16 protein-coding genes are annotated in these 26,991 nt (G+C 37.1%); 6 read left to right on the forward strand and 10 right to left on the reverse strand.

Going from position 1 to position 26,991, the window contains the following annotated elements:
* Position 1: 1 nt before the first annotated feature.
* On the reverse strand, positions 2-880 hold the full coding sequence (locus tag CXF67_RS16865; protein ID WP_102089812.1) for a cell division protein FtsX: 879 nt from the start codon (positions 878-880) through the stop codon (positions 2-4).
* Between the two features lie 1,107 nt (positions 881-1,987).
* On the opposite strand from CXF67_RS16865, the gene CXF67_RS16870 reads away from it, so the two are divergent.
* A complete protein-coding gene (locus tag CXF67_RS16870) occupies positions 1,988-5,644 on the forward strand; it encodes a leucine--tRNA ligase (protein ID WP_102089813.1) in 3,657 nt (1,218 codons plus the stop codon).
* 148 nt (positions 5,645-5,792) lie between these two features.
* Here the strand turns inward: CXF67_RS16870 and polA are convergent, their stop codons facing one another.
* Entirely contained in the window at positions 5,793-8,621 is a 2,829-nt protein-coding gene (polA, locus tag CXF67_RS16875; RefSeq protein ID WP_102089814.1) for a DNA polymerase I, read from the reverse strand.
* A gap of 723 nt (positions 8,622-9,344) precedes the next feature.
* On the opposite strand from polA, the gene CXF67_RS16880 reads away from it, so the two are divergent.
* Positions 9,345-10,571 (forward strand): metallophosphoesterase, encoded by a 1,227-nt coding sequence (locus tag CXF67_RS16880; protein ID WP_102089815.1) that lies wholly within the window; start codon positions 9,345-9,347, stop codon positions 10,569-10,571.
* A 209-nt stretch (positions 10,572-10,780) separates the two neighbouring features.
* Here CXF67_RS16880 and CXF67_RS16885 read toward each other — a convergent pair whose 3' ends face one another.
* The 3 genes from CXF67_RS16885 to CXF67_RS19005 all read right to left on the reverse strand — a co-directional run bounded on the left by CXF67_RS16885 (position 10,781) and on the right by CXF67_RS19005 (position 13,335).
* The gene (locus tag CXF67_RS16885; RefSeq protein WP_145990496.1) at positions 10,781-11,002 is read right to left on the reverse strand and encodes a VOC family protein; all 222 of its coding nucleotides are present in this window, start codon (positions 11,000-11,002) and stop codon (positions 10,781-10,783) included.
* Positions 11,003-11,068: 66 nt separating this feature from the next.
* The gene (locus CXF67_RS16890) at positions 11,069-12,898 is read right to left on the reverse strand and encodes a DUF885 domain-containing protein (RefSeq protein ID WP_102089817.1); all 1,830 of its coding nucleotides are present in this window, start codon (positions 12,896-12,898) and stop codon (positions 11,069-11,071) included.
* A 227-nt stretch (positions 12,899-13,125) separates the two neighbouring features.
* A complete protein-coding gene (locus CXF67_RS19005; protein ID WP_257984737.1) occupies positions 13,126-13,335 on the reverse strand; it encodes a hypothetical protein in 210 nt (69 codons plus the stop codon).
* Positions 13,336-13,736: 401 nt separating this feature from the next.
* Here CXF67_RS19005 and CXF67_RS16900 point away from each other — a divergent pair, with 401 nt between their 5' ends.
* A complete protein-coding gene (locus CXF67_RS16900) occupies positions 13,737-14,633 on the forward strand; it encodes a zinc-dependent metalloprotease (RefSeq protein WP_102089819.1) in 897 nt (298 codons plus the stop codon).
* 353 nt (positions 14,634-14,986) lie between these two features.
* Here the strand turns inward: CXF67_RS16900 and CXF67_RS16905 are convergent, their stop codons facing one another.
* Together CXF67_RS16905 and CXF67_RS16910 are read right to left on the reverse strand one after the other, a co-directional pair.
* Positions 14,987-15,172 (reverse strand): hypothetical protein, encoded by a 186-nt coding sequence (locus CXF67_RS16905; protein WP_145990497.1) that lies wholly within the window; start codon positions 15,170-15,172, stop codon positions 14,987-14,989.
* A gap of 99 nt (positions 15,173-15,271) precedes the next feature.
* Positions 15,272-16,357, reverse strand: a complete 1,086-nt coding sequence (locus CXF67_RS16910) for an L-dopachrome tautomerase-related protein (RefSeq protein WP_102089821.1) — start codon at positions 16,355-16,357, stop codon at positions 15,272-15,274.
* A 159-nt stretch (positions 16,358-16,516) separates the two neighbouring features.
* Here CXF67_RS16910 and CXF67_RS16915 point away from each other — a divergent pair, with 159 nt between their 5' ends.
* Both CXF67_RS16915 and CXF67_RS16920 read left to right on the forward strand, forming a co-directional pair.
* Entirely contained in the window at positions 16,517-17,362 is an 846-nt protein-coding gene (locus tag CXF67_RS16915; RefSeq protein WP_102089822.1) for a GLPGLI family protein, read from the forward strand.
* 49 nt (positions 17,363-17,411) lie between these two features.
* Positions 17,412-20,126, forward strand: a complete 2,715-nt coding sequence (locus CXF67_RS16920) for a carboxypeptidase-like regulatory domain-containing protein (RefSeq protein WP_102089823.1) — start codon at positions 17,412-17,414, stop codon at positions 20,124-20,126.
* 126 nt (positions 20,127-20,252) lie between these two features.
* Here CXF67_RS16920 and CXF67_RS16925 read toward each other — a convergent pair whose 3' ends face one another.
* Positions 20,253-21,521, reverse strand: coding sequence for a porin family protein (locus CXF67_RS16925; protein WP_102089824.1), 1,269 nt, complete (start codon positions 21,519-21,521; stop codon positions 20,253-20,255).
* A gap of 368 nt (positions 21,522-21,889) precedes the next feature.
* On the opposite strand from CXF67_RS16925, the gene CXF67_RS19010 reads away from it, so the two are divergent.
* The gene (locus tag CXF67_RS19010; RefSeq protein WP_257984738.1) at positions 21,890-22,144 is read left to right on the forward strand and encodes a hypothetical protein; all 255 of its coding nucleotides are present in this window, start codon (positions 21,890-21,892) and stop codon (positions 22,142-22,144) included.
* A gap of 134 nt (positions 22,145-22,278) precedes the next feature.
* On the opposite strand, the gene uvrA is transcribed toward CXF67_RS19010, so the two are convergent.
* Together uvrA and CXF67_RS16940 are read right to left on the reverse strand one after the other, a co-directional pair.
* Complete coding sequence (gene uvrA, locus CXF67_RS16935; RefSeq protein ID WP_102089825.1) at positions 22,279-24,816, reverse strand: excinuclease ABC subunit UvrA; 2,538 nt, start codon at positions 24,814-24,816, stop codon at positions 22,279-22,281.
* Positions 24,817-24,965: 149 nt separating this feature from the next.
* Positions 24,966-26,909, reverse strand: coding sequence for a S9 family peptidase (locus CXF67_RS16940; protein WP_102089826.1), 1,944 nt, complete (start codon positions 26,907-26,909; stop codon positions 24,966-24,968).
* Positions 26,910-26,991: the final 82 nt, after the last annotated feature.

Genomic DNA, 26,991 nt, shown 5'->3' on the forward strand with positions numbered 1-26,991 from the left:
ATTAATAATACAATTCGTCAGTTTTTAAATTTAAAAATCGTTGAGTAGCAAAAAAAGTACTTAACCAAGAAATTAAGATCCCCATGATTAAAACACCAACAAAAATAGCAGCCAGTAGAATTTCATCACTAATTAGGTTTAACTCAGGAAAACTCTTATTCAGATAATACAACACAACTCCCATTCCTATTAACGAAATAGTAGAGCCTATTAAACCTAGTTTTATACTTTTCAAGATAAACGGCCGTCGAATAAAGTGCTTGGTAGCTCCCACCATTTGCATGGTTTTAATAGTAAATCGCTTAGCATAAACCGATAAACGAATAGAACTGTTGATCAATAGAACAGCAATAAATGTGAGTAAACCACTCACTATTAAAATCCAAAAACTCAATCGCTTAATGTTATCATTCAACAGGGCAATGAGCGGCTTATCATAAACGATTTCGTCTACAAATTCCTTATCCCCTAGATCTCTAGAAATTTCTGCAATCTGCGTTTCTGAGACATAATCGGCATTAAAATAAACATCGATAGAATTTTGTAAAGGATTATACCCTAAAAATTCCATGAAATCTTCTCCAATCTCCTCACTGTAGGCCTTTGCGGCTTCTTCTTTGGAGACAAATACTATGGTTTTAGTGTGTTCTGCTAAGGCCAAAGACTTCTGCATTTGGTCAATTTCAACCTCTTTGGCGGTGTCTTTTAAGTAGACTGTTAAGGCGATTTGCTCCTTGAGATTATCTGCTACTTTTTTGGTGTTCAAGACCAAAAGCGCTAGCAAACCCACTAAAAATAAGACCAAAGCAATACTGATCACCACCGAAAAGTAGGAGGTAATCAATCGTCGTTTTTGGTATTTTTCAAAGGAAGAAGCCACTTGATAATTTTTGTAAAAATATAAAACTATAAGATGATAACGGCTATCCCTCAGATTAATTTTATGGGCGCTTTATCTCGCTATTCGTTTCAACTCCGCAGGCTTTGCTTTAAGGTCTTGAGTGTATAGCGGCTTTTCCTTTGGTCAAGCGCTATACACTCGCCCTGTAGCGCCCAGCCTTTGCAGGGGTTTCTCTGCTATCGGGAGCGCAAATAAGCTAAATATCAAGAAGTACTGAATGCGAATTTCAATTATTTCAGCAACAACTAACTGATCTGAATACTGATGAAATCAGTCTAGCACTAGTGCTATTTCTTACATTTTTTTTCGCAAAACATGGAGACACCCCAAAAGCAGAGTTTATTACCAAAAGCAATTATGAAAAAATCCATAAACTTAGACTGGGGACTATCATCCGTTTTGCTGGTGGATTTTTTGATGTGAGCTACGACTATATCAATTCCTAAACTTCTGGTTATGGAGTTTCCCTTCTTGTTAATGCTGATACTTTTATCCGTTATAAAAAATTTGAACCTGTGCCAATTTAAATCTATAGTGTTGTAATAAATCGTTCTTTTTTTGTCTGCTTTTCATCAAAAATAATTACTGTAACTAAGGCTATGCTAATTATTTTCAAATTCAATCAATCAAAAAACCTCTGCTGAGCTACGTCTTAGTATAATTTAATTTGGTATTCACCTATACTACTGTTTTTACTTTGGCAAAATTCAGAATTTAAAGGCCACGGCTTCTTCGTTGAAGTATTTACATATTCACACATTAGAGAGGAAGATGTCTTTTATGTCAATCAACAAGGAAATAGAGTAGAAGAAGACCATACATTTTTGATGTAGCTGTTGGATTTGCTGTTGCTTCTAAATAGATAAACTCAATTGGATTTACATTTCAACCCAAATTGGTGTAGGAAGAAATCTCTTAGGAAATAATCCAAATGAATTCCTAGCTCTAGGCGACTTCTATATCGGCTATAAATTTTAGGACTTTCCAAATCAACTTATGCTTTAACTTTTGAGTTTTAATTCCAATCTCAGTGAGGAGTTAAAGCCATATATATTAGTTTTGCCATTTCGAAATAAGTAACTTATTATGGCATACGATTTTAAAGCAATAGAAACCAAATGGCAGAAGCGTTGGGCGAAAGACCAAACCTTTAGAGCGAAACAACCCCAGGAGTTTGAAGGAGACCCAAAACCTCCATTTTACGTGTTGGATATGTTTCCTTATCCGTCTGGAGCAGGACTTCATGTTGGCCATCCGCTAGGGTATATTGCCAGCGACATTTATGCCCGCTACAAAAGACACAAAGGGTTTAACGTATTGCACCCACAAGGTTATGATTCTTTTGGGCTTCCTGCTGAGCAGTACGCTATTCAAACTGGTCAACATCCATCATCAACAACTGAAATTAATATTGAAGGGTGTTTAGATAACAAAGGGAAAATATTAGACAAATATGTAGAAGATAATGGCAAGATTAAGAATTCAGCTCTTATCGATAAATCTAAGGAAACGTGTGTTGATGAAGATCATTATCAAAGCAATGTCATTAAAGGGTATCGTAAACAACTCGATAAAATCGGATTTTCTTTCGATTGGAGTCGGGAAGTCCGTACCAGTGATCCGAATTATTATAAATGGACTCAGTGGATTTTCATTCAACTCTTTGAAAGCTGGTACGATGCCAAAGCTCAAAAATCCAAGTCTATATCAGAATTAGTCAACATTTTTGAAAAAGAGGGAAATATAATCGTGGACGCAGCTGCAGATGAAGACACAACTTCATTTTCTGCATCAGAATGGTCAACTTTTACCGATGATCAAAAAGAAGAACTGCTACTCAATTACCGCTTAACTTATCTTGCTGAAACTGAAGTCAATTGGTGTCCAGCCCTAGGTACGGTCTTGGCCAATGATGAAATTGTGAAGGGGGTTTCAGAACGAGGAGGACATCCTGTGTCCAGAAAAAAGATGAAGCAGTGGAGCATGCGTATTTCTGCGTTTGCAGATCGTCTACTTAGAGGACTTGAAGATTTAGATTGGAGCGAAAGCCTAAAAGAAACCCAACGCAACTGGATTGGAAAATCGGTGGGAGCGCAACTAAAATTCCCCATCCTACCCTTCCCCAAAGGGAAAGAGAATACTAAGCCAGGCTACATGACAGGTGGAAATAATGCCTACACCCTTATTGAAAAAGCAAAAGAAAATAGAAATCAACCAACTGAGGCTGAAAAAACACTTTGGATACAACTTCGAGGTAAAAAGTTATCGGGATATAAGTTTCGACAGCAACATTTAATCGGAGATTATATTGCAGACTTTGTCTGTTTATTAAAATCTTTGGTCGTTGAAGTCGATGGAGAATATCATAATGAAACCAAAGCCTATGATGAGGAACGAACACAATTTCTAAATAAAAAAGGCTTTGAAGTTATTCGATTTAAAAATGAAGACGTCATCGGAAATATAGATGAGGTTCTTGAAAAAATCAAAACCAAACTAGATAAACTACCCGCCTATACTAAGATGGCGAAGCCATCTGAAGAGAGTAAAGTTAAACCGCTTTCCATTGGAGAGGGGCAAGGGGAGAGGATTATTGAAGCATTTACTACTCGTCCAGACACGATTTACGGAGTCTCGTTTATCACCCTGGCTCCAGAACATGATTTGGTATCTAAAATTACAACTCTTGACCAAAAAGAAGAAGTAGACGCTTATGTAAAAGCTTCAGCAAAGCGAAGCGAGAGAGAACGTATGGCAGATGTTAAAACCATTTCTGGTGCTTTCACGGGGGCGTATGCCGAGCATCCTCATACTAAAGAACCTCTTCCAGTTTGGATTGGAGATTATGTCCTTGCAGGTTATGGCACAGGGGCTGTTATGTCTGTCCCTTGTGGTGACCAAAGGGATCATGATTTTGCTCAACATTTCGGAATTCCTATTCCCAACGTGTTTGAAGGCATTGATATTTCTAAGGAAGCCTACACAGATAAATCTAATGCGACAAAAATCGCTAATTCTGACTTCCTGAATGGTTTAGGTGTTTTGGAAGCGATCCCCAAAGCGATTGAAGCTCTGGCCAACATGGGTCAAGGGGCTAAAAAGATAAATTATAGACTAAGAGATGCCGTCTTTTCTAGACAGCGGTATTGGGGAGAGCCCTTCCCCGTGTATTACATCAATGGCTTACCCAAAATGATCGATGAAAAACACCTGCCGCTGAAATTGCCTGAGGTCGAAAAATACCTGCCTACAGAAGATGGGGCTCCACCTTTGGGAAGAGCACAAGAGTGGGCTTGGGATACTGAGCAACATCAAGTAGTCTCAAACGCCAAGATAGATCATAAAACAGTATTTCCAGTGGAGCTGAACACTATGCCTGGATGGGCAGGAAGTTCTTGGTATTTATTTCACTACATGGAAACCGAAAACCGAGATCAACACATCGCTTCCAAAGAGAATTTAGACTATTGGAACAACGTGGACTTGTATATTGGAGGGAGCGAGCACGCCACTGGGCATTTATTATATTCTAGATTCTGGACCAAATTCCTAAACGACAAAGGAGTTTTTCCAGTAGACGAGCCTTTTAAAAAGTTGATTAACCAGGGAATGATTTTGGGAGAGAGTGCTTTTGTAAATACTTTTACTATTGTTTTTACAGTTGATGATAAAGAGAATAACAATAATCTGAAAGAGACACCTAAGGTATTAAAGGTTCTTTTAAGTAATGATTTGGGTGATTTAAATATTAAAAAAAGGGAATATATAGAATCAGACTATATTTCTAATGAAATAGAAAAAATTATACAAAAAGCAGAAGAGATTTGTGAATTTGAAAATAAAAACCAGAGTGATAAAAACGGGCAGATTGTTTATATGGGTTTAACCAATGTAAAGAGACGTGTTGATGTTTCTTTAGTCAATACTTCAAACGAATTGAATCTAGACGGTTTTAAAACATCTCCTTTTGGAAAAGAATTTAAAGATGCAAAAGTAATTTATAATGAATCAGGGAAACTTTTAGTGAGTAGGGAAGTTGAAAAAATGTCTAAATCCAAATTCAATGTGGTCAATCCAGATGATATCTGTGAGGAATATGGTGCCGATAGCTTGAGACTTTACGAAATGTTTTTAGGACCACTTGAACAAGCCAAGCCATGGAGTACTGCGGGACTGTCTGGGGTGCATAATTTCTTAAAAAAACTTTGGAAATTGTATTTTCCCCCCAACTCCCAAGGCGACGAGGGACAGGATTTTGTCGTTTCTGATGAGCACGCTTCAAAGGAGTCCTTAAAAATTCTGCATAAGACCATTAAGAAAGTCACTCAAGATATCGAAGACTTTAGCTTCAATACGTCAGTCTCTACCTTTATGATCTGCGTGAATGAGTTGACTCAGCAGAGTTGTAAGTCTCGGGAGGTTTTAGAACCTCTAGCAGTATTGATTTCACCATATGCTCCACATATCGCTGAAGAGTTATGGGAACTTTTAGGCAACACCACTAGTATCTCTGAAGTGGATTATCCTGTTTTTGAAGAACACTACTTGAAAGAAGACTCCAAAACATATCCTATTTCCTTTAATGGAAAGATGAGGTTTACACTTGACTTGTCTTTGGGCTTAAGCAAAGACGAGATCGAAAAAATAGTAATGGCCGAGGAGCGCACACAGAAACAACTGGACGGGCGCACTCCTAAAAAAGTGATTATCGTGCCTGGTAAAATCGTTAATATTGTGGGGTAGGTATTGCCCTAAAATCTATATATTTTATCATTCTGGACAAGTCCGACTTTTATAACAAGTCGGATGGTTTCAGAATCTAATTTATACCTATCTAAAATTCAGTCAAGAATCTGAAACGAGATCAGGTTGACAAAGAGTGATGTTTATTTTAATGAGCTTCCAGCCAGTTTTGTCCTGTACCCATCTCCACATCTAGAGGAACATCCAGTTTAAAGGCATTTTCCATCTTGTCTTTAACCAGTGCTGTTAGGGCATCGATTTCGTCTTTGTGAGCATCAAAAATCAATTCATCATGGACTTGCAGGAGCATTTTGGATTTAAAATTCTGTTCTTCTAAAGCGTCATAAATATTTATCATCGCGACCTTTATAATGTCTGCAGCGCTTCCTTGAATAGGGGCGTTCACCGCGTTGCGTTCTGCGGCACTTCGCACTATATGGTTTTTAGCATTGATGTCTTTGAGGTAACGCCGCCTACCCATGACTGTTTTCACGTAACCATGCTCCTTTGCGAATTCCACTTGCTCATCCATATAGGCTCTCAACTTAGGATAGGTTTTATAATAAGTCTCTATCAGCTCCTTAGATTCGTTTCTAGTCAAGTCAGTTTGATTGCTCAATCCAAAAGCAGACACTCCATATATAATTCCAAAGTTGACAGTTTTAGCATTGCTTCTCTGTGCTCTGGTTACTTCTTCTATATCCACACCAAATACTCTTGCCGCAGTTGAAGCGTGAATATCTTCTCCATTTTTAAAAGCATTCATCATCGTTTTTTCCTGACTCAAGGCTGCTATAATTCTAAGTTCTATTTGGGAATAATCGGCAGCGAGCAACACATAATTCTCATCTCTAGGGACAAATGCTTTTCTTACTTCACGTCCACGTTCTGTGCGAATGGGGATATTTTGAAGGTTAGGGTTATTGGAGCTCAAACGACCAGTTGCTGCTACAGTTTGCATAAACTCGGTATGAACGCGTTTGGTTCTTGGGTGAATTTGTTTTGGTAAAGCGTCTACATAGGTGCTTTTGAGTTTAGAGAGTTGTCTCCATTCTAAAACTTCTCGTACTATTTTATGATCTTTTGCATAATTAGACAAGACCTCTTCTGCCGTTGAGTATTGACCAGATTTTGTTTTTTTAGGTTTTTTTGCAAGTTCCAATTTGCCAAATAGGATCTCGCCCAATTGTTTTGGGGATCCTATATTAAATTCTCCTTCCGCTTCTACGTATACTGACTTCTCCAGGCGTTCAATATCCTCATCTAGCTTTTCTGAAATGTTTTCTAAAGCTGATTTATCGAGGTTGATACCTTCAATTTCCATAGCTGCCAAGACCCGTAATAAGGGAATCTCCATATCTTTAAATAAAGGCTCGTTGGAGGCTTCTTTTAATTCTTTTTCAAAGTAAGTTTTGAGTTGAAAGGTAATATCGGCATCTTCTACAGCATATTGGGTTTGGTCTTCCAAATTTACTGTCCGCATAGTCTTTTGGCTTTTACCTTTTTTACCGATGAGGTCTTCAATAGGTTGTGGAGAATAGTTGAGGTAAGTTTCTGCTAAGATATTCATATTGTGCCGCATATCTGGGTTGATGATGTAGTGCGCGAGCATCGTATCAAACAACGGTCCTTTTACTTTAAGTTTATAATTGGCCAACACCTTGATATCGTACTTTAAGTTTTGACCTACTTTTTCGATCTCTGTAGATTCAAAAAATGGTCTCAACTTTTCTACTAATTCTTGTGCCTCGTTTTGATCCTCGGGAAAGACCACATAAAAGCCTTTATGGCTCTCCCAAGAAAAAGCAATTCCCACTAATTCGGCATCTAGAGTTTTTAAACTGGTAGTTTCTGTATCGAAACACACCGAGTTTTGCTTCATTAGTTTTTCTATAAAGAGCTTTAGGGAGAGACCTCCTTTTACATACTGATAATGGTGGTCTGTGCTTTTTAAGGTCTTGTATCCATCAAAATGACTAGGATCAATACTGGAAACATCGGTATCGCTTCCAAATAGAGAAAATTGTCCAGCTCCAGCAGTTTGGGGAGAGCTTGATGTGTTTTGAGAGGGCTTTTCTGCGACAGCTTCTCCTTTGTTGTACATTTTTACAAACTGCTCTGTCAATCTTCTAAATTCTAACTCTTTAAAGATGTCTAAGACTTTCTCAACATTTGGTGGAGAAACTTCATACTTATCCTCGTCGAAAGTGACGTCACAGTCAGTAATGATTGTAGCTAGTCTTTTAGATAAGCGTCCTAACTCTGCATTTTTTTCTATTTTCTCTTTCATCTTTCCCTTCAGCTGATCTGTGTTTTCCAAGAGTACTTCCATGGAACCAAATTGCTGTAGAAATTTTTTAGCGGTCTTTTCACCCACTCCGGGTAAGCCTGGGATATTATCCGCAGCATCTCCCATCATACCCAAGAAATCGATGACTTGCTCTGGACGTTCCACTCCAAACTTTTTCTGCACTTCTGGTATGCCCCATTTTTCTACTCCGTTCCCCATTCGTGCAGGGCGTTGCATAAATATATTCTCAGTAACCAGTTGAGCGAAATCCTTGTCTGGGGTAACCATATGGACTTCATAGTTTTGCTTTTCCGCTTGTATAGCTAGTGTCCCAATAATATCATCGGCTTCCATACCCGAGATTTCTACGACAGGAATTTCCATAGCGTGGAGAATATCCTGTATAATAGGGATGGAGTCTTTGATAACGGTTGGGGTTGCATCTCTATTGGCCTTGTACTCTACATACATTTCTTTTCGATCCTTGCTTCCGTCTTTATCAAAGCAAACTGCCAAATGATCGGGATTTTCTCGCTTTATGACGTCAAAAAGGGAATTCATAAATCCCATAATGGCGGAAGTATCTTGTCCTTTGGAGTTGATTCTTGGGTTTTTGATAAGGGCATAATAACCGCGGAAAATCATCGCATATGCATCAACAAGGAAAAGTCGTTTTTTGGAAGCCATAAAGTGAATTTTTATTAAATGTAAATTTAGTTGAAATTATGGCTTTTCCAAAATTGAACTAGGTGATTGTTCTAACCTTATTTTTTATTTAAGGGTCAGGGCTATGCCCCCCTCGACAAATGAAGGGCTTTTGCCTTTGCTACTAAGATTTGCTGGCTATGATCTTATATTTTTAATTACATTAAAAAGACAAATAGAAGTATACGCTTTAAAGTACTTTTTCTGAAAAGCGTTTATAAAATTTGGGGCTGTGGCCCTGATATTTTTAGGACTTAAATTGATATCACGACTGAACATTCTTGTTTTTTGTTGAGGGCTTTTGAATTTATATTTAAAGTTGTTTCTCGATACTTTTTTCTTTCCTATTCAGTCAAGTAAAAAACTCCAAATGACAATAATTAGATGCTTTTTAGCACTAATGTATCGAGAGGTTTCTAGTTATCCGAAGTGTTCTCGATATAATTTCAATGATTTTTTTTAAGCAAAAATTCATTGAAACCACTCGAACTGACATTTTTAATAAGCATTTATCGTTACGTTTTTAAAGCTTCAAAAAGTCCTTCAGTGGAACACGGCACCCGACATCCGCATTAGTTTTAGAGAATGTAACAGTGGTCTTCTAAACATTTAATCTTGTTGGATTAAATTCAGAATAAAGGCCTCTAAAACTTTGTTTAAATAGCGGACTAGAAGAACCGCTAAAACTATATTTGCAAAAAAAAGATGCGCTGGATTGTCCCAATTCTTATTCTTATTGCTATTGAGGTCTATGCCTTTCAAGCCTTTAAAACCCTATTTAAATTTTGGTGGAGCCTCGGGGTTTATGTAGGCATCACCTTAGTTGTGCTTGGACTGTTGATTTATTCTTTCTACGAGTCAAGTCCAAATACTTCACTTACTGGATTTCGAGCTTATATGGCTGGTGTTTTCTTAAGTTTACTTTTACTGAAATTGAGTGTTGTGGTCTGGATGTTTGGTGAAGACACTGTTCGTTTACTTGTTTATGCTTACCGTAAACTATTTACTACATCTACAGAAAATTTGCCTTCTCGACGAAAATTTATAAGCACTATTGCTCTTGGACTTGGAGCTATCCCTTTCCTTTCACTTTTGTATGGGATGTATAAGGGGAAGTATAATTATAAGGTGTTGTCCTATGAGTTGGAATTTGACAATCTTCCTAAAGCTTTTGATGGCTATACTATTACCCAACTGAGTGATATCCACAGCGGAAGTTTTGATAATACGGAAAAAATTGAATATGCGATTAACCTAGTCAATAAACAAGAGTCTGATGTAATTTTATTTACTGGCGATCTCGTTAATAATTTAGCTGATGAAATGACGCCTTGGACTCCTCTTTTTAGTCAATTGAAAGCGAAAGATGGTGTTTTTTCCATATTGGGAAACCACGATTATGGCGACTATTATAATTTCGAAAGCCAAACAGATAAACAGCAAAATTTTGAAGATCTTGTAAATGTTCATTCCGACTTGGGTTGGGATTTACTAAGAAATGAACGTAGAGAGTTGGTAAGAGGGGATAGTAAATTACACTTGATTGGTGTCGAAAATTGGGGGAAAGGAGGTTTTAAAAAAGCAGGGGATTTTGAAAAAGCCGCTGATGGGATAGAGGCTTCTGATTTTAAAATTTTGATGAGCCATGATCCTTCCCATTGGGACGAAGTCATTCAACACCATAAGAAAGATGTTCAACTTACATTAAGTGGCCATACTCATGGAATGCAATTTGGGATTGAAATCCCAGGTTGGTTCAAGTGGAGTCCTGTTCAATATCGGTATGAGCAATGGGCTGGTTTATATGTAAATGCCAAGCGCTTTATCAACGTCAACCGGGGGTTTGGTTTCTTGGCTTACCCAGGTAGAGTAGGTATATGGCCAGAAGTGACCGTCATTAAATTGAAGCGAAAAGCAACAACTGAGGTATAAAAAAAGTGGTTTCAAAACTTAAGTAGTTACCTTGTCCCTAAGTTTTGGAAGTTTGAAGGTCTATTAAATAATTGACTATCAATAATTTAAAATTTTGAAATTAATCTGGCTGCATGATATATTCAGGCCGCTTCAGAATGATACTTTAATTAGATTTGAGATTGCTTTGTTTGCTTTTAGAAAACGTTTTTTTATTTAGAATCCATCATTTAATGGATACCATATTGATCGGAAACTCTACCGTAATAAGCCCCACGACTGGTTCTTTGAAAGTCGGTATAGATTTTCCTACCTTGAGAAAGTTTTTCAAATGGTGTTTTCGCCTTTTTGTCATCTTTCATATCGATACTCATCTGGATGCTGATTCCACTTATAATAGGAGTGTCTGGAGAGGCGTTGTATCCCATAATATAAGAACCACTGTTCTTCAATTCAGCATGTTGTAATTAATTTTAAATCTATTCTAAAATTTAAGTATTGATAGAATCTCTGTTCAACTATGCTGCTTGTTTAGCCACTTCAATCCAAGAGTCCACTTGTCGTTCTAAAAGGTCTAGGGGTAAAGCCCCACTTCCTAAGATGATATCATGGAATTTGCGGATATCGAATTGATCGCCAAGTTGAGTTTCTGCACGTTGTCTTAACTCTTGAATTTTTAGCATGCCGATTTTATAGCCTGTAGCTTGCCCTGGCATGACCATATAACGTTGGACCTCTGCTTTTATAGCATTTTCTGAGATGGAAGAATTATCTTTAAAATATTGAATGGCCTCGGCTTCTTTCCAACCTTTGGAATGCAGGCCTGTATCCACTACCAACCTTATCGCTCTCCAAATTTCATTGACTAGTCGTCCAAAATCGTAATACGGGTTTTCATATCCTCCCATCTCTTTAGCAAGTTTTTCAGAATATAAAGCCCAGCCTTCTACGTAAGCATTGTAGCCTAGTTGTGTTCTAAAGGTTGGAACGGTTTCTAGCTCTTGTGCTATAGAAATTTGCATATGGTGTCCTGGATTGCCTTCATGATAGGCTACTCCTTCCATAGTGGTTTTAGGCATAGACGACATGTCCGAAAGGTGAACATAATAAGTGCCAGGTCTGGAGCCGTCTGGTGTTCCCGCGTTGTAATGTTGTGGTGCACCATCTTGCTCTCTAAAGGCTTCCACGCGTTTTACTTGTAAACTAGCTTTTGGTAAAATGCCAAAATAGTCTGGTAGCTTTTTGGTGAGTTCATCGATATATTGTTTCGCCTCATTAAGATAGTCTTGACGGCCTTCGTCTGTGTTTGGGAAATAAAACTGCTCATCCTCGTCAATAAATTTAAAGAACTCTTGTAAGTCACCTTCAAAACCAACTTCATTTTTAATGCTTAGCATTTCCTTTTGGATTCTCTCTACCTCCTTCAGGCCTGTGTTATGGATTTCATCTGCTGTAAGTAAAGTTGTGGTAGACGTTTTAAGTGTATAGTCATAAAAAGCTTTTCCGTTTGGATGCCGACTCACTCCTGTAGGGGTTTCTAAAGCATTTGGGATTTCGTTTTCTGTCCAAGCGATGAGATTGTTATATGCAGGTTGAAATACTTTAAGCAGCATTTCTCTTGAAGCTGTTCTTAGCTCCTTAGCGTGTTGATCATCTATTTTATTTTGAGCTAAAAGACTATCGGTTTTTCTCAGCATATCCTCATATAAAGGGGAGTTAACTTCTGAGTCTTGAAAAGGTTGTCCGGTAACAATAGCTCTGCTTTGCTTTAAGACTGTCTCTAGAGCAAATCTAGGCGGAAGAATATCTTTGGAAGCTTGAGATTTTACTCTATCGACCAGTTGATTGATCGCTCTTGCTGTTCCTTGAATCCTATTAACATAAGCTTGCATATCTTCTAAGCTATCTACTTTATGAAAGTTGATAAGCATACTAGGAAGTCGCGTATGTATTCCTGTCATTTGGTCGAAGACGTACTCTAAATCTTGATACTCTAGGCCTTCTTGAAGAAGCTCATTCTGGTAAAGCCAGATATCATAGGACATTTGGTCTTGCTTATTAAGAGATTGATACTCGAAATTTTTCTCGAGTTCGTCAACACTCTCCTGCATCCACGTTGCATTTTCGATTTGAGCATCAAGGCTTAAATCATCAATTTGATCATATTTATCCTTTATCCCAAGAGACGTTAGCTTTAAGGGGCTTTTTTGGAGAGACTCTTCGTATTTCTCTTCAAACCAAGCGTTAAGGTCTTCGTTTGGAGTTTTTTCTTTTTCTGGAGCTTTGTCACAAGAATAGCCTACAATGAGAAGCAGGACCAACACGTGTTTTATTTTTAAAAATGCCATAGGAGTAAGGTTTATAAATGTTGTATCAGCTTAAATTAATAGGTATCTAAAATAGTGGGTTAATCATAATGTATTTTAATTTTAAACAAGTTTTATAAGATGTTATTAGTGGGGAAGTTAATGTAAAAATTTGTAGTTAAGCTTTCTGTTGAATTATGGAATTAAATAGAGCTATAGATTTCTTTTTTATAAGTGATGAAGTAGTCTTTAGTTTTTTCAAACTAAAATTAATTTAGTTTATAATGCATTCCTAAAAATCCCCTGACAAATAAGTCATTGAGATCAAATTCATAAATGAGATTAAACTCGATGTTAAAAGATAGATCTTTTATATTTTCAAAAGGTTTAATGCCAATACCAACGGAAATAATACCGCCATTGATGTTATTTAAAATGGCATCAGCACTTAAGTAAAAATCATAACTTGACTTTGTCACTATATTATGATCGTTGACGATCTCAGGGTTGAAATTATCAACAGAAGTATCTGAATAAATTCTAAGACCTGTCCAAAACCTCTTATTGATATGATAATCAACAGCAAATTTTGAGCCTGAACTATTGGTGTAAAATGCTGCTGTAATCTGCGAATAAGTATCAATTAAAGTGCAGAAGATTAGAAATAAAGACGGAAGGATGAGTTTTATAAGTGTTTTTTAGATAATTCAAATGAATATTTTAATTTTCCAAAATAAAGCGTGACTTTAATTAGCGTGCGTTTGTTAAATAAAACTAAAAATTTTACAATTAATTAACTCATAACAACATTAAAAAGTATTTTAGAGCAATATAAATGAATAATTGCGCAATTATTTTTAACTTAATTAAATTAAAAATTATGAAACTACAAAGATTATTTATCGTCCCAGCGGTCTTCGGATTACTTTTGGGATCATGTGAAGCTGACAAAGTTACAAGCGAAGAGGTTTTGGATACCAACCAAATTGATAACTCTGATAGAATTATTTTAGGAGTCAATACATCAGAGACTCCTACCAATTTAGATCAATCTACCTTAGACTTAATTTCTAAAAACCATTTGAGTGCATTGGGAGCTCAACGTGAAGAAATGGTTCTTCCCGGTGGTGAGAAGCGCGAGGTGATTCGAGTTGAAGGAGATATCGTGATGTCCCTAGAGGAACTTAGCGGACTAGATTTCCAGGGTTATGAGGATACCCATAATAAACAATATAGTACCAACGCCTTAGTCAGTCCTCAAACTATAACTGTGATTGGTTATACGGGTGGAAGTCAAGCCTTAACTACTAAAGAGAGAACAGCTTTGAGTTGGGCTATTGCAAATTACAACCGACTGAATTTGAATATCAATTTCAATCTTACTTTTGGAACCAACTATCAAAATAAAGATATGGTAGTCTATAACAATACTGTAAACAACCCTAGTGGTGCTGGAGGTTCAGCAGGTTTTCCCAGTAACGGAAACCCCAACAAATTTGTTCAGATTTACGGGTTGAGTAATTACAATACCAACGTTATTGAGCACGTGATCACTCATGAAATTGGACATTCTGTAGGTTTTAGACATACCGATTTCTTTAGTCGCCAGAGTTGTGGACAAAATACCAATGAAGGAACCGCTGGTGTAGGTGCAAACTACATTCCAGGAACTCCATCAGGATTTGATCCAACGTCTATCATGTTAGCCTGTTTTAGCAATAATGAAGATGGAGAGTTTAATTCTAACGACGTGACTGCCCTGAATTTCCTATACTAAGTAAAAGAGTATAGTTATTTTGAAGTTCAGCCTTTAAAACCGTCTCCAGAGTGGAGACGGTTTTTTTATATAAAGCATCACGTATAAATTCTATGAGGTAAATTTCAGTATGTCAGTGTTAGATTTTCTTATAATCTAGACTTGGACCATCACATTGGATCCATGTACTTGATAAGACTTCATTTGAGCTAAAAAACAGATTTTCTTTTAAATCAGATTGGCAAGAGCCTATGATCTATCTTTATTCTCCGTAGGTAAGTTCTAAACGTCTCTGGTCTTCATTGAAACTGTAAGTTCCTGAAAGCTCTTCAAAGCTCACATCAGTTTCTCTGGTTTTTAAAAAGTTGCCATCTTCAAAAAAAACGATAGGATTCTTGCCTTTCCATATCTGAGCCTGTTGTTTCTGAATTTGGAACCATTCCCATCATTTGAATCAGCTTCCAATCTCCTTCCAATGTAGCTTGAGTGATAGTATCCTGATCGTTGCTACATGAGCATAAAATTATGACAGTAATTAAAGCTAAAAATTTAATTTTCATAACTATTTGGTTCATTAAGAAGACACATTATATGTGGATAGGTTGTGTTTAATCATAATTTTTTCAATTATTTTATGATATGACACATTCATTTTATATTTAATGAGCTTCTTGTGAAGAAGGAAGTTTTATTTTATTAAGGCTAAAGGTCATCGATGAGATATCAGCACCCACTTCGTTAATTCTGGAATTTGTGAAATAAAGATAGCCCTCATAAATACTAAAGGTATCCGCCCAACGTATCTGTTCCCCTTCTGCAAGGGTATGAATTTTGCCTTCTGGTGTTCTATATTGAATTTTATCGTGTTCTAAGTCTGCAAAATAGAGGTTTCCTTCGCTATCGAAAATCATCCCATCGGGAGCGGCTGTTTTAGTTTCAAAGGTAACCTGTTCTTCGATTGGTTTCTTGTCATCGACTTTTAACACATCCGTGCTTACAGAATACAAGCTATACCCAGTTAAGGCATGATAAAATAGGCGTTCACTTTCAGTATTTAACGCAATGCCATCGGAATGAATGGTGTTCTCCCATTTCTTTTCACCAAAAGTTAGAAAGGATTGTTCTGCGGTGGTAGAGCTATGTTCGTTCAGTACTCTTCTGGTTTTCCCTGAATCAATATCTACTATGACCAATCCAGGATGGCCAGAATCCGTTATGTAGATTCTATCATTCTTCTTATCTACTCTAAGATCATTGATATAAGAATCTTTATAATAGCTAGTCTCTTCTAATATATAAGTTTCAAACAAAGTAGCTGTGGCTAAATCAAAAACGAAAATACGCGGAGCATCCATTACGTCCTGAAACAATTGACTTCTGGTATCCAAAACATATAACTTGTCCTCAAAAGCCAACACAGATTGAACTCCAATAAATTTGTTTTCTGTAATAGGCTCGCCAATTTCCCAAGAATTCCAAGAGTCATTAGGATAGCTTTGAGGGTCAGAATTAGGAATTATTTCCACTACTGAATTGTTGACCCCTTTTCTCCATCTTGGAAAATTCACAAAAAGGCGTCCTTTATCAGTTGCAGTGACTCCAGTGACTTGTTGGCCTTTAAAGCTTGCAACTTCTGTGATAGCATCAGAATTAGCTTTTTCATTCATCTTATTATCCCTTTCCTGCACATCTTTACAAGACAGAAGTAGAATAATAAAAGAAAGGCTTAGTGTTTTTATTTTCATCTTTAATATTTTAATATTTCAAAATATACAGAAGCTTAATTAAACTAAAAAGCTATCAGCACAAAAGCTGACGCTTAGCTTGTTAATATTTTTACAAAATAGGGTGACGCGTTTTGCATTATTCTACATTCGTTTAACATTTTATTTTAAAAACGCATCATGAAATCAATTTTCTTAAAATTTAGTAGTCTAGTCTTCATTGCATTATTGTCATTTTCGCCTACTTTAAATGCTCAAGAGTTTCAAGGGCAAGCGGTTTATTTTTCTAAGGCTAAGATGGAGCTAGGAAGTTTTGGAGCTAGAATGAGCGAAGCTCAAAAAAAGCAAATCCAAGCTCGTTTAAAGAATAGATTGCAAAAGACTTATATTTTAAATTTCAATAAGGAGAAGTCTGTGTTTAACGAAGACGAGAAAATAGATGCGATTTCTGGAGCTACAGATTCTTGGGGTGATAATTTTTCAAGAGGTGAGCAATTTAAAGATGTAAAACAAAAGACCCTAGTCCAAAGTCAAGAATTTTATGGCAAGAAATTTTTAGTGAAAGATAAGCTAGCCGCTATTGAATGGAAGATGGGGACTGAGTCTAAATCGATAGGCCAATATATGTGCTTTAAAGCAACGGCTTCCGTACCAACCGATGAATTGGAGTGGTATAATTTTTCTTGGGGCGACTTAAGAGAAACGAACACTGAGGCTAAAACTGACTCAACGGCTGTTAAAATGGAAGATTTAGAGATAAAAACAACTGAGGTAGAAGCTTGGTATACACTTCAAATTCCTGTAAGCCACGGTCCTGGAGAATACTGGGGACTTCCGGGTCTTATTCTAGAGGTAAGTGCAGGAAATACAGTTATGCTGTGTTCTAAAATAGTCATAAATCCAGAAGAGGGGATAGAGATTAAAGCTCCAGATAAAGGTAAAGAGATCACGAAAAATGATTATCAAGCAACCATTCAAGAGAAAATGCTTGAGATGAGAAACAATAGAGGTCGACGACGAGGTTGATCCAAATTAAATCGATAAATAGAACTCAACTTACACCTCACATAAATTTATGAATAAAATATTTTGTGTTGCATTACTTCTAGCAACCACCTGCATTTTTGCCCAAGTTAAATTACAAGGTGTCGTTAAAGATAGCTTACAAAATCCTTTGGAGTTGGCCAATGTAGTAGCTATAAATCAAGCAACGAGTGGTTTGGAGTCCTATGGTATTACGGATGCTAATGGTAATTTTAAATTACAGCTAGGTAAAAATGGCAGCTATAAAATACAAGTGAGTTACATTGGTTTGAAGACTTTTGAAGAGGTTTTGACCACTGATGAAAATGATATTACAAAAGTGTACACCCTTCAAACTGATAAATCTCTAGATGAAGTCGAGATCAGTTACGAAATGCCAGTGACCATTAGAGGAGATACTCTTATTTACAATGCGGACTCTTTTAGCGATGGTACCGAACGAAAGCTGGAAGATATCCTCGAAAATTTACCAGGGGTTGAGATTAATGAAAACGGCCAGATTGAAGTAGAAGGGAAAGTGGTGAATAAGCTCATGGTAAATGGCAAAGATTTTTTTGATGGGGATACCAAATTAGCTATAAAAAACATTCCTTCGAAAGCTGTCGATAAGATCCAAGTCTTGAGAAATTATTCTGAAGTGGGCCAGCTCAGTGGGGTGAGAAATAACCAAGATAATGTGGCGATGAATATCAAACTGAAAGAAGGAAAGGAAAGCTTTTGGTTTGGTAATGTAACTGCAGCAGTAGGAACATCTCCTGAGGATGAGTTGTATTTGGTTCAGCCCAAATTATTCTATTACAGTCCTAAGTACAGCCTTAATTTTATAGGAGACATAAATAATACGGGTGAAGCTGCCCTAACGCGAAGAGATATTAGAGGTTTTGGTGGAGGTTTTAGGGCCCCAAGTAGTAGTAGTGGAACTAGTATAAATCTTGGAGATAACAGCCTTAATTTCTTAACCAATCAAGACAATGCTCTGAAAATAGAAAATAAATTGGCCACTGGTAACTTTAGTTATTCACCAAAGCAGTCTCTAGACTTGAGTGGATTTCTTATTTACAATACCAGTCGCATTCTATCCAAAGAAAACAGTTTTGTCCAATATACCAATTCAGATCTTGGTATTCCCGATGAACGAACAGAGCAATCTAGTGAAGAACGGTCTAACCAAGGCTTACTAAAACTTAGCGCTTCTTACAAACCAAACTTCAATAATCAATTAGATTACGATGTTTTGGCACGTGTTTCTGAGGATTCTCAAGACCAAAATATACTTTCTTCAGTCATAGGAAATACAGTCCAAGTGGATGAAGTTAACCCTTACAGCATTAATCAAAATTTAAACTATTACTATACGCTTAATGAAAATAATATTTTTGCTTTGGAGGCTCAGCATTTGATAAAAGATGAAGATCCATTTTACAATGCTCGTTTAGGTAATGACCCCAATAGCGAAGACCCCTTCGACACTACAGCAGAAGCCATAGGTTTGGATACCTCACTGCAAACCTATAATTTGACGCAAGACAGGCGTATCAAATCCAATCAGTTGGATGCTAAATTGGACTACTACAATATTCTCAATACGAAAAGCAATATCAATTTTACATTGGGGACTATCTTAAGTCGTCAAGACTTCAATTCTGATATCTTTCAATTTCTTGAAGATGGGTCTCAATTTGCACCCACTCCAACTTTTAATAATGGGCGGGCTACTAATGATATACAGTATAATTTTAGCGATATTTATTTAGGAGTCCATTATCGGGTGAAAGTGGGCAAATTCACTTTTACTCCCGGCTTTTCTGTTCATGCTTATGGAAACAAGAATACCCAATTTGGAGTGACTTACGAAGATAATTTCTTTAGGTTATTACCAGATTTTGAAACTCGAATTCAGTTTAAGAAAAGTGAGTCATTGACTTTGAAGTACGATATGCGTAATCAATTTACGGATGTGACAAGATTGGCAGAGGGCCTAGTATTGAACAGCTTCAATAGTATTCAATTTGGCGAGCCTGAACTCCAAAATGCCTTGTCCAATAACATAAGTTTATTGTACAGCAGTTTCAACCTATTCAACTATACCAATGTGTTTGCCAGAGCGGCATATTCCAGTAATATCGATCAAATACGAAGCTTAACAAACTTTGAGAATGTTATCCGAACCAGCACTTTCTTCAATTCTAATTTTGCAGATGAAAACGTGAGTGTCTTTGGGCGAGTTCAGCGAACCTTCGGGAAGGTAAGAGCAACAATCAACACTAGTTTTAACTATAGTAAAATCAACCAGTTTATTCAAGGTTCGCAATCGCTTAACGAAGGCTTCACCCAAACCTATACCCCAGGGATTCGTACAAACTTTAAGGTGGCTCCAAATGTGAGTTTTAATTACCGCTATAGCATAACAAACAATAATCAAGGAAGCCGGGAGACCAAGTTTATAACAAACGCTCCTTCCATAGACTTCGACGCTTATATCTGGAAAAAGGTGACTTTCCGGACCAATTATTCTTATACCAACCAAGACCTTGGTAATGGTGAATCGCAGTCCTTCCAAAACTGGGATGCTAGCCTTTCTTACAGAAAAGATAGAGATGCTAAATGGGAATACGAAATCAAAGCAACTAACCTTTTGGATATCGATTCTCAGGTCAGGAACAGCGCAAATAATATTTCTGTTTTTAGCTCAGAAACCTTTATTCAGCCTAGATTTATTACGTTTAGGTTTGTGTATACTTTGTAATGAATAGAGCTAGCGATTAAAACTTTGTTTCACCTAAAAAAAATAAAAAGCAACTTATCAAGGATTTCCTAAGTGGCTCTTTATTTAATTTGCTAATTCAAACCTTTATAAAACTATTTTAATATGTTAGAATTTATATCCAAGCAAAAATTGAAATCTGGTTGGTGTGCTATCTAACTCTATGTATTTAGAAATTCCAGTTCCTATTTCAGTTCTAATCTCGAAAGAATATCTCTTGTACTTTAGTCCGGTTCCAAACAGTATCCCTTGCTCATAGTTTCTTGTTAAAGGAAGAGCTCTTCCTTCAACTATGCTAACCATGGAATTAAAAACAAATTCTTCTTTCATATAATTAGTTTCACTTATTGAGAAGCCATTAGAAAAACCTGCATTAACGTAGATGAACATATGACCAACAGGGTATTTAAAACGTACTAAAGTGTTGATTTTTATATAGGAATAAGCAAATTCTGTAGTCGTTGTGCTAAAATTATTCTCACCACTTAAAACCTCTTTAAACTGATTTTCAACATTATAACTAGAGTAAAATAACTCACTATTTATCGACCATTTGCGTTGATATTTAGGGAAGATCAAGTCTAAAAATATCCCTCCTGCAAAATTTACAGACTGTGGATAGTCTACTCGAGTAAGCTTTGGAAATCTGGAACCACTGAACTTTAACGAGGTCAAAGAGGCCCCAACGAGTGCACCCACTTCAATAATTAATTTCTTTCGTTCTTTCTGGAAAGCTATGTCAAGTGAAGTACATTCGTTATAGTGTCTAAAAAGGCGGAATAAACTCCCTTCCGTATATGTTGTGTTCTTAAGCTTAGAGCTTATAGTGTTGCAATCTTTAAGATATAAAGTCAATTGACCTAGATATCTATTGTTTTCGATAATTACACTTTTACCAGTTGTTCCTTGCTTTTGTAGGTACTTTTTATGGACTAATAAATCAAACTTTCCATCTCTTTTTATGTAATAATTTTCTCGTGAGTCTTTGTTTTTATAGTAAAACAATTCTTTATCACCCCTAATCAGTACCTGAAGAAACGTCGTATCAACTTTAATATTTAGTTGTTCATAGGTCTTAAGTTCATTGGTGCTTAGTTTTGTCACTTCTGTTTCTACAATTCCACCAGAATATATTTGATCTTCTACTCCAAACTCAATGATATCCAAAGGATTAAATACTATTGGATTATTTGTGTTACTAGATTTAAATTTAATTTCATTTGGGGTTTTATCCCAATCTCTAAAATCTATAATTCCATTAATGGTGTCTTTATTTTTCTTTATAATGTAGCCAGGAAGATAATTCTGTTGAGAATAGGATAGAGAAAATACAAGGGTTAATATTAATGCCATTGTAAATTTTGTAAGTGTTTTCATGCGTTTTTTAAATTATAGATTGTTTCAAAAGCCAAATTTTAGGTAACATATAGTAGTCATGGTTAATAATTCAATATACAAAAAATTTGTTCTTTATTAATTTTTGAACTAAACAAAGTCTTGTACTGCACCTTCTGCTCAACAGATCTTCGGAAAGGACAAGCAATTTATCAACTCAAGGTTCGCAATCGCTTAACGAAGGCTTTACTCAAGCCTATACCCCAGGGATTCGTACAAACTTTAAGGTGGCTCCAAATGTGAGTTTTAATTACCGCTATAGCATAACAAACAACAACTAAGGAAGCCGGGAGACCAAGTTTATAACAAACGCTCCTTCCATAGACTTTGATGCTTATATCTGGAAAAAGGTGACTTTCTGGACCAATTATTCTTATACCAACCAAGACCTTGGTAATGGTGAATCGCAGTCCTTCCAAAACTGGGATGCTAGCCTTTCTTACAGAAAAGATAGAGATGCTAAATGGGAATACGAAATCAAAGCAACTAATCTTTTGGATATCGATTCTCAGGTCAGGAACAGCGCAAATAATATTTTTGTCTTTAGCTCAGAAACCTTTATTCAGCCAAGATTTGTTACGTTTAGGTTTGTGTATACTTTGTAATGGCTTAATGAGTTGGTTATCTCATTTTTTTGCTCGTTTTATGTCTGTAACTTTAAAGGTATGGTTTATTAAAAGTCTATTTCCAGTGCTGAAAGAATAGAACAAATCCTTAGTTCGTAAACTATCCTTTCGAATTATGGGTGACCGTTTAATGTTTTCGATAAATAAATTGCGGTTTTGCTGAATTCGTTTTTGGCAACTTCGTTTGGAGTGCCTTCTGCGACCACTTTTCCGCCTTCTTTTCCTGCTCCAGGACCTATGTCGATAACCCAATCACTCCCAGCCACTATCTGCATATCGTGTTCAACTACAATTACAGTATTGCCAGCATCCACCAATCTCGCCAATTGGAGTTGTAATTTTTCTACATCTGTTGGGTGTAAGCCTGTAGTGGGTTCGTCTAAAATATAAAGTGTATTTCCTCGGCTTAGTCGCTGGAGCTCCGTAGCAAGTTTAATGCGCTGTGCTTCTCCACCGGAAAGCTCAGTTGCTGGTTGGCCCAAACGCAAATAACCTAAACCTACTTCCTTCAACACCTTGAGGGGGCGACTTACTCGGTCTTCTTTTTCAAAAAATACGGCTGCTTTATCTACGGTCATGTCAAGAACTTGGTTGATATTTTTTTCGTGATACTCAACTTCCAAGGTTTCGGGATTATACCGCGCACCTTCACAAACAGGGCAGGGCGCATAGACACTTGGTAAAAAGAGCAGTTCAACCATCACAAAACCTTCACCATCACAATTGGGACACCGACCTTTACCCACATTAAATGAAAAGCGACCGGCATTATAGTGGCGTGCTTTTGCTAATTTTGTTGAAGCAAATAATTTCCGTACAACATCAAATAAGCCTGTGTAGGTCGCCAGATTAGAGCGCGGTGTTCTCCCAATCGGTTTCTGATTGACCACCACCATGCGTTTGACACCTTCTGAACCCGCGATGATTTCTCCTCCTAGCGTCTCTACGGTATCTTTTTGTAAGACCTCTTCGTCTTCTTCTTTAAGAAGGCCCTTTCCTAATTTTATGGACATTAATTCAACTAATACTTGACTCACTAAGCTGCTTTTACCTGAGCCTGAAACTCCAGTGACACTCGTTAGCACTCCTAAAGGAAAGGATACTCCAAGATCTGTTAAATTATTTCTGGTTACTCCACTTAATTTCAACCAGCCGATAGGCTCTCGGGGTATGGTCTTTTTAAAAGGCAGATGATTAAAAAGATGTTCTCTGGTTTTGGACCGTTTACTGTTTTTTAAACCGGATGGTGGTCCGCTATATAAAATTTCACCACCACCTTCCCCAGCATCTGGACCTACATCTACAATCCAGTCGGCATGGCGAATCACATCTAACTCATGTTCAACGACAAATAGTGAATTACCGGAAGCTTTTAATCTATCCAGAGTTTTTAGTAAGGCTTCGGTGTCAGCAGGGTGCAATCCTGCAGAAGGCTCGTCCAATACATACACCACCCCAAACAAATTGCTACGCACTTGGGTCGCAAGTCTTAACCGCTGATGTTCCCCAGGGGAAAGAGAAGGTGTGCTGCGCTCCAAGGATAAATAGCCTAAGCCCAATTCCAATAAAACAATTACTCTCGCCACAAGATCTTCGGCGATTCTTTGAGCTACTATTGCTTTTTCCTGATGCTGTTTGGTTAATTTGAGTAAAGCAGGCGCCGTGCCATCACCATAAGGAGCGAAAATAGAAAGTAATTTCTCTAGAGGTAATCTCGAAATGTCGGCAATATCATAACCAGCAAAAGTCACAGAAAGCGATTCGCGGCGTAAACGTTTACCCTTACAGGACCCGCATTCGCTGCTTATCATGTACTGCAACACACGTTTTTTCATCAAAGTACTTTGCGTATTTGCAAAAGTGTGCAGAACATGTCTTTTCGCACCCGTATACGTGCCCTTATAACTAGGTTCAGTTTTACTTTTGATGGCAAGTTTTACGTCGTCTCTGCTTAAGTCACGATACACAGGTACCTGCGGGCGATCGTTTGTAAATAAGATCCAGTCGCGTTCTTTTTTAGGAAGGTCTTTCCAAGGGATATCCACGTCATAGCCGAGAGTGGTCAAAATATCGCGAAGGTTTTTCCCTTGCCAAGCTGGTGGCCATGCCGCTATGGCTTTTTCTCTTATCGTTAAGGAATCATCGGGAACCATGCTCTCTTCAGTGACTTGGTGTATTTTACCCAATCCATGGCATTTAGGGCAAACTCCTTCTGGTGTGTTGGTGGAAAATGAATCAGCATATAAAAGAGGCTGTCCGTCTGGATAATCACCAGCACGGGAATATAGCATGCGTAATAGGTTAGACAATGTAGTCACAGAACCAACCGAGGATCGCGTAGTACCTGAACCTCTTTGCTGCTGTAGAGCAACAGCTGGGGGTAGGCCTTCGATTTTGTCGACTTCTGGGATAGGCATTTGATGGAAAAGTCGCCGGGCGTAGGGCGATACAGATTCAAGATACCTACGCTCAGCTTCGGCATACAGAGTGCCAAAAGCAAGCGATGACTTACCTGATCCTGAAACCCCAGTAAATACTACCAATGCATCGCGGGGAATGTCTAAAGTTACATTTTTAAGATTGTGTTGCCGTGCTCCATGTATACCTACGAAGCCCTGTTTTTGTGTCTTATTATCATTCGGTTGTCCCATGCGCACCTTCGTTCAAAAAATATACCAAGACCTTACTTATAGCATTCAAGTTTAGAAGTCATATATTCTAATGATTAAGGGCCTTATTGTCATGGAGACAAACACCTTTTTTGAAGAACACAGAGCTGAATTTTTATATTGGCCCTTTTTTAAACATCTTCAATTTCGGAAGTTTCGGTCTTATTCTCAGAGGGTATGTTTTCCTTTTTAAGGTAGTTATCTAAAAACTTTAGAATCCTACTATAGGATTCTATTTGATTTTCCTTTTTAACAAAACCATGACCTTCATCTTCAAATAAAACATATTCCACGGGGACACCATTTTCTCTAACACCAGCAACAATCTCATCACTTTCTACTTGTAATACTCTAGGATCCTGAGCGCCTTGTAAAACGATTAATGGTTTAGTGACTTTATCGGTATGAAATAAAGGAGAGATGCGTTTTAATCTAATAGAGTCTGCTGAAAAAGGATCTCCTAGTTCTAGGTATAACGATTCTCTCATAGATTCCCAATAGGGTGGTATACTCTTTAATGTTCTTATCCAATTGGTCACCCCAAAAAGATTGACGCCCACATCAAACTCTTCTGGAGTGTAAGTTAATGCGGCCATGGTCATGTATCCACCATAAGAACCTCCAATGATTCCTATTTTGTCGCCATCAATTTCAGTTTGCGAGGCCAACCAATTTTTACCTTCTACACAATCTTGTAAATCTTTCTCACCGTGGTTGAGGTCATCCATTTTGTAAAATGTTTTACCGTAACCACTACTCCCACGGTTATTAACCGCTAAAACGGCATACCCATGATTGACCATATATTGAATAAGAGAACTAAACCCTTGTCGGGATTGTCCGCCAGGACCGCCATGAACCCAAACCATAGCTGGTACTTTGTTTTCAACAGACGCTTGATGTGGTAAGTAATAGATAGCCGGAATCTCAACACCATCAAAAGATTTAAAACGAATTACTTTTGCAGTTACTAAATCTTCAACATCTATAGCCTCGTTAAGAACATCAGTTAATTTATGTTGTTCTTTCGTTTCTATGTTATAGGTATATAAATCTGAAGGGGAATTAGACCCACCAGCATACATACGCATCCATTTTTCATCATCGCTAAAACCAACACTTGTGATACTTTGATCTTTAAAATCTGGCAAATCAATAGCCTTCATTGTTTTGGAATCTAAAACTTGAATTGCATTTTTACCATCCTCATTCACATAAACAACCATGTATTTTCCCTCGGACGTAAAACCACTACCCATGATATCCCAAGATTTTTCTAGAACTTTTTTCTTCTCTTTAGTAGCCAAATTATAAGACATTAAATAGGAGAATTCTCCACCATCGTCAGTCGTGTAATAGAATTTAGAATTATCATTCGAGAAATCTTGAGACGAGTTCTTACTTTGATTTTCATTGATTTTAATCATTTCTTCAGTCTTTACATCATAAAGAAATAAATCGCTATCATTTGTATTTAAAGATTTGGTGAGTGCAAAATAATTTTCATCACTAGACATTCCTGAAAAATTGAGTCCACTATCATCTTGATAAATCAGTTCTGAAGAAAAATCATCAATAGACATTTTATAAACATCAAAATAACTCGGATTTCTCTTATTAGAGCCAAAATACAGATATTGGTCATCGTCTGACCAGCCATAAAAAGTAGATTTCGCCTCTTTGTCTGGGGTGATATCTTTTATATTTCCTTCCAAATCCCTTACGAACAGATGATCTATTTCGTCTCCATTCCCATCGGCACTTAATAGGATTCTATTGTCATTTGGGAAATAAGATTCTGCAAAAATCGAAGTACTATCTGAGGCTGTAATCGCCGTCATTTCTCCTCCTTTAGATGGAACAGTGAACACATTGTAAATCCCAGAGCGATTACTGGAAATAAGTAAACTACTGTTATCCGATGAAAAACTTCCACCACCTATAGCTTCGTTATCCATAAATTGTTCAATAGTATATTGCTTAATTTCGCGATTGACCATCGCTTCGTCTGTTTTTTCTTTCTTACAAGAAAACAAGAAAACTAATAAGCCTAATCCTAGAAATGTTGTTTTCATACCAATAGTTTTAAAATTAAAAATAAATATACACTATTAAAAATTAGTATCTGATGTGTTGTTTTTTGTGAAGTATTTTATC

The organism is Psychroflexus sp. MES1-P1E, assembly GCF_002836055.1.
In the GTDB taxonomy this organism is placed as follows: domain Bacteria; phylum Bacteroidota; class Bacteroidia; order Flavobacteriales; family Flavobacteriaceae; genus Psychroflexus.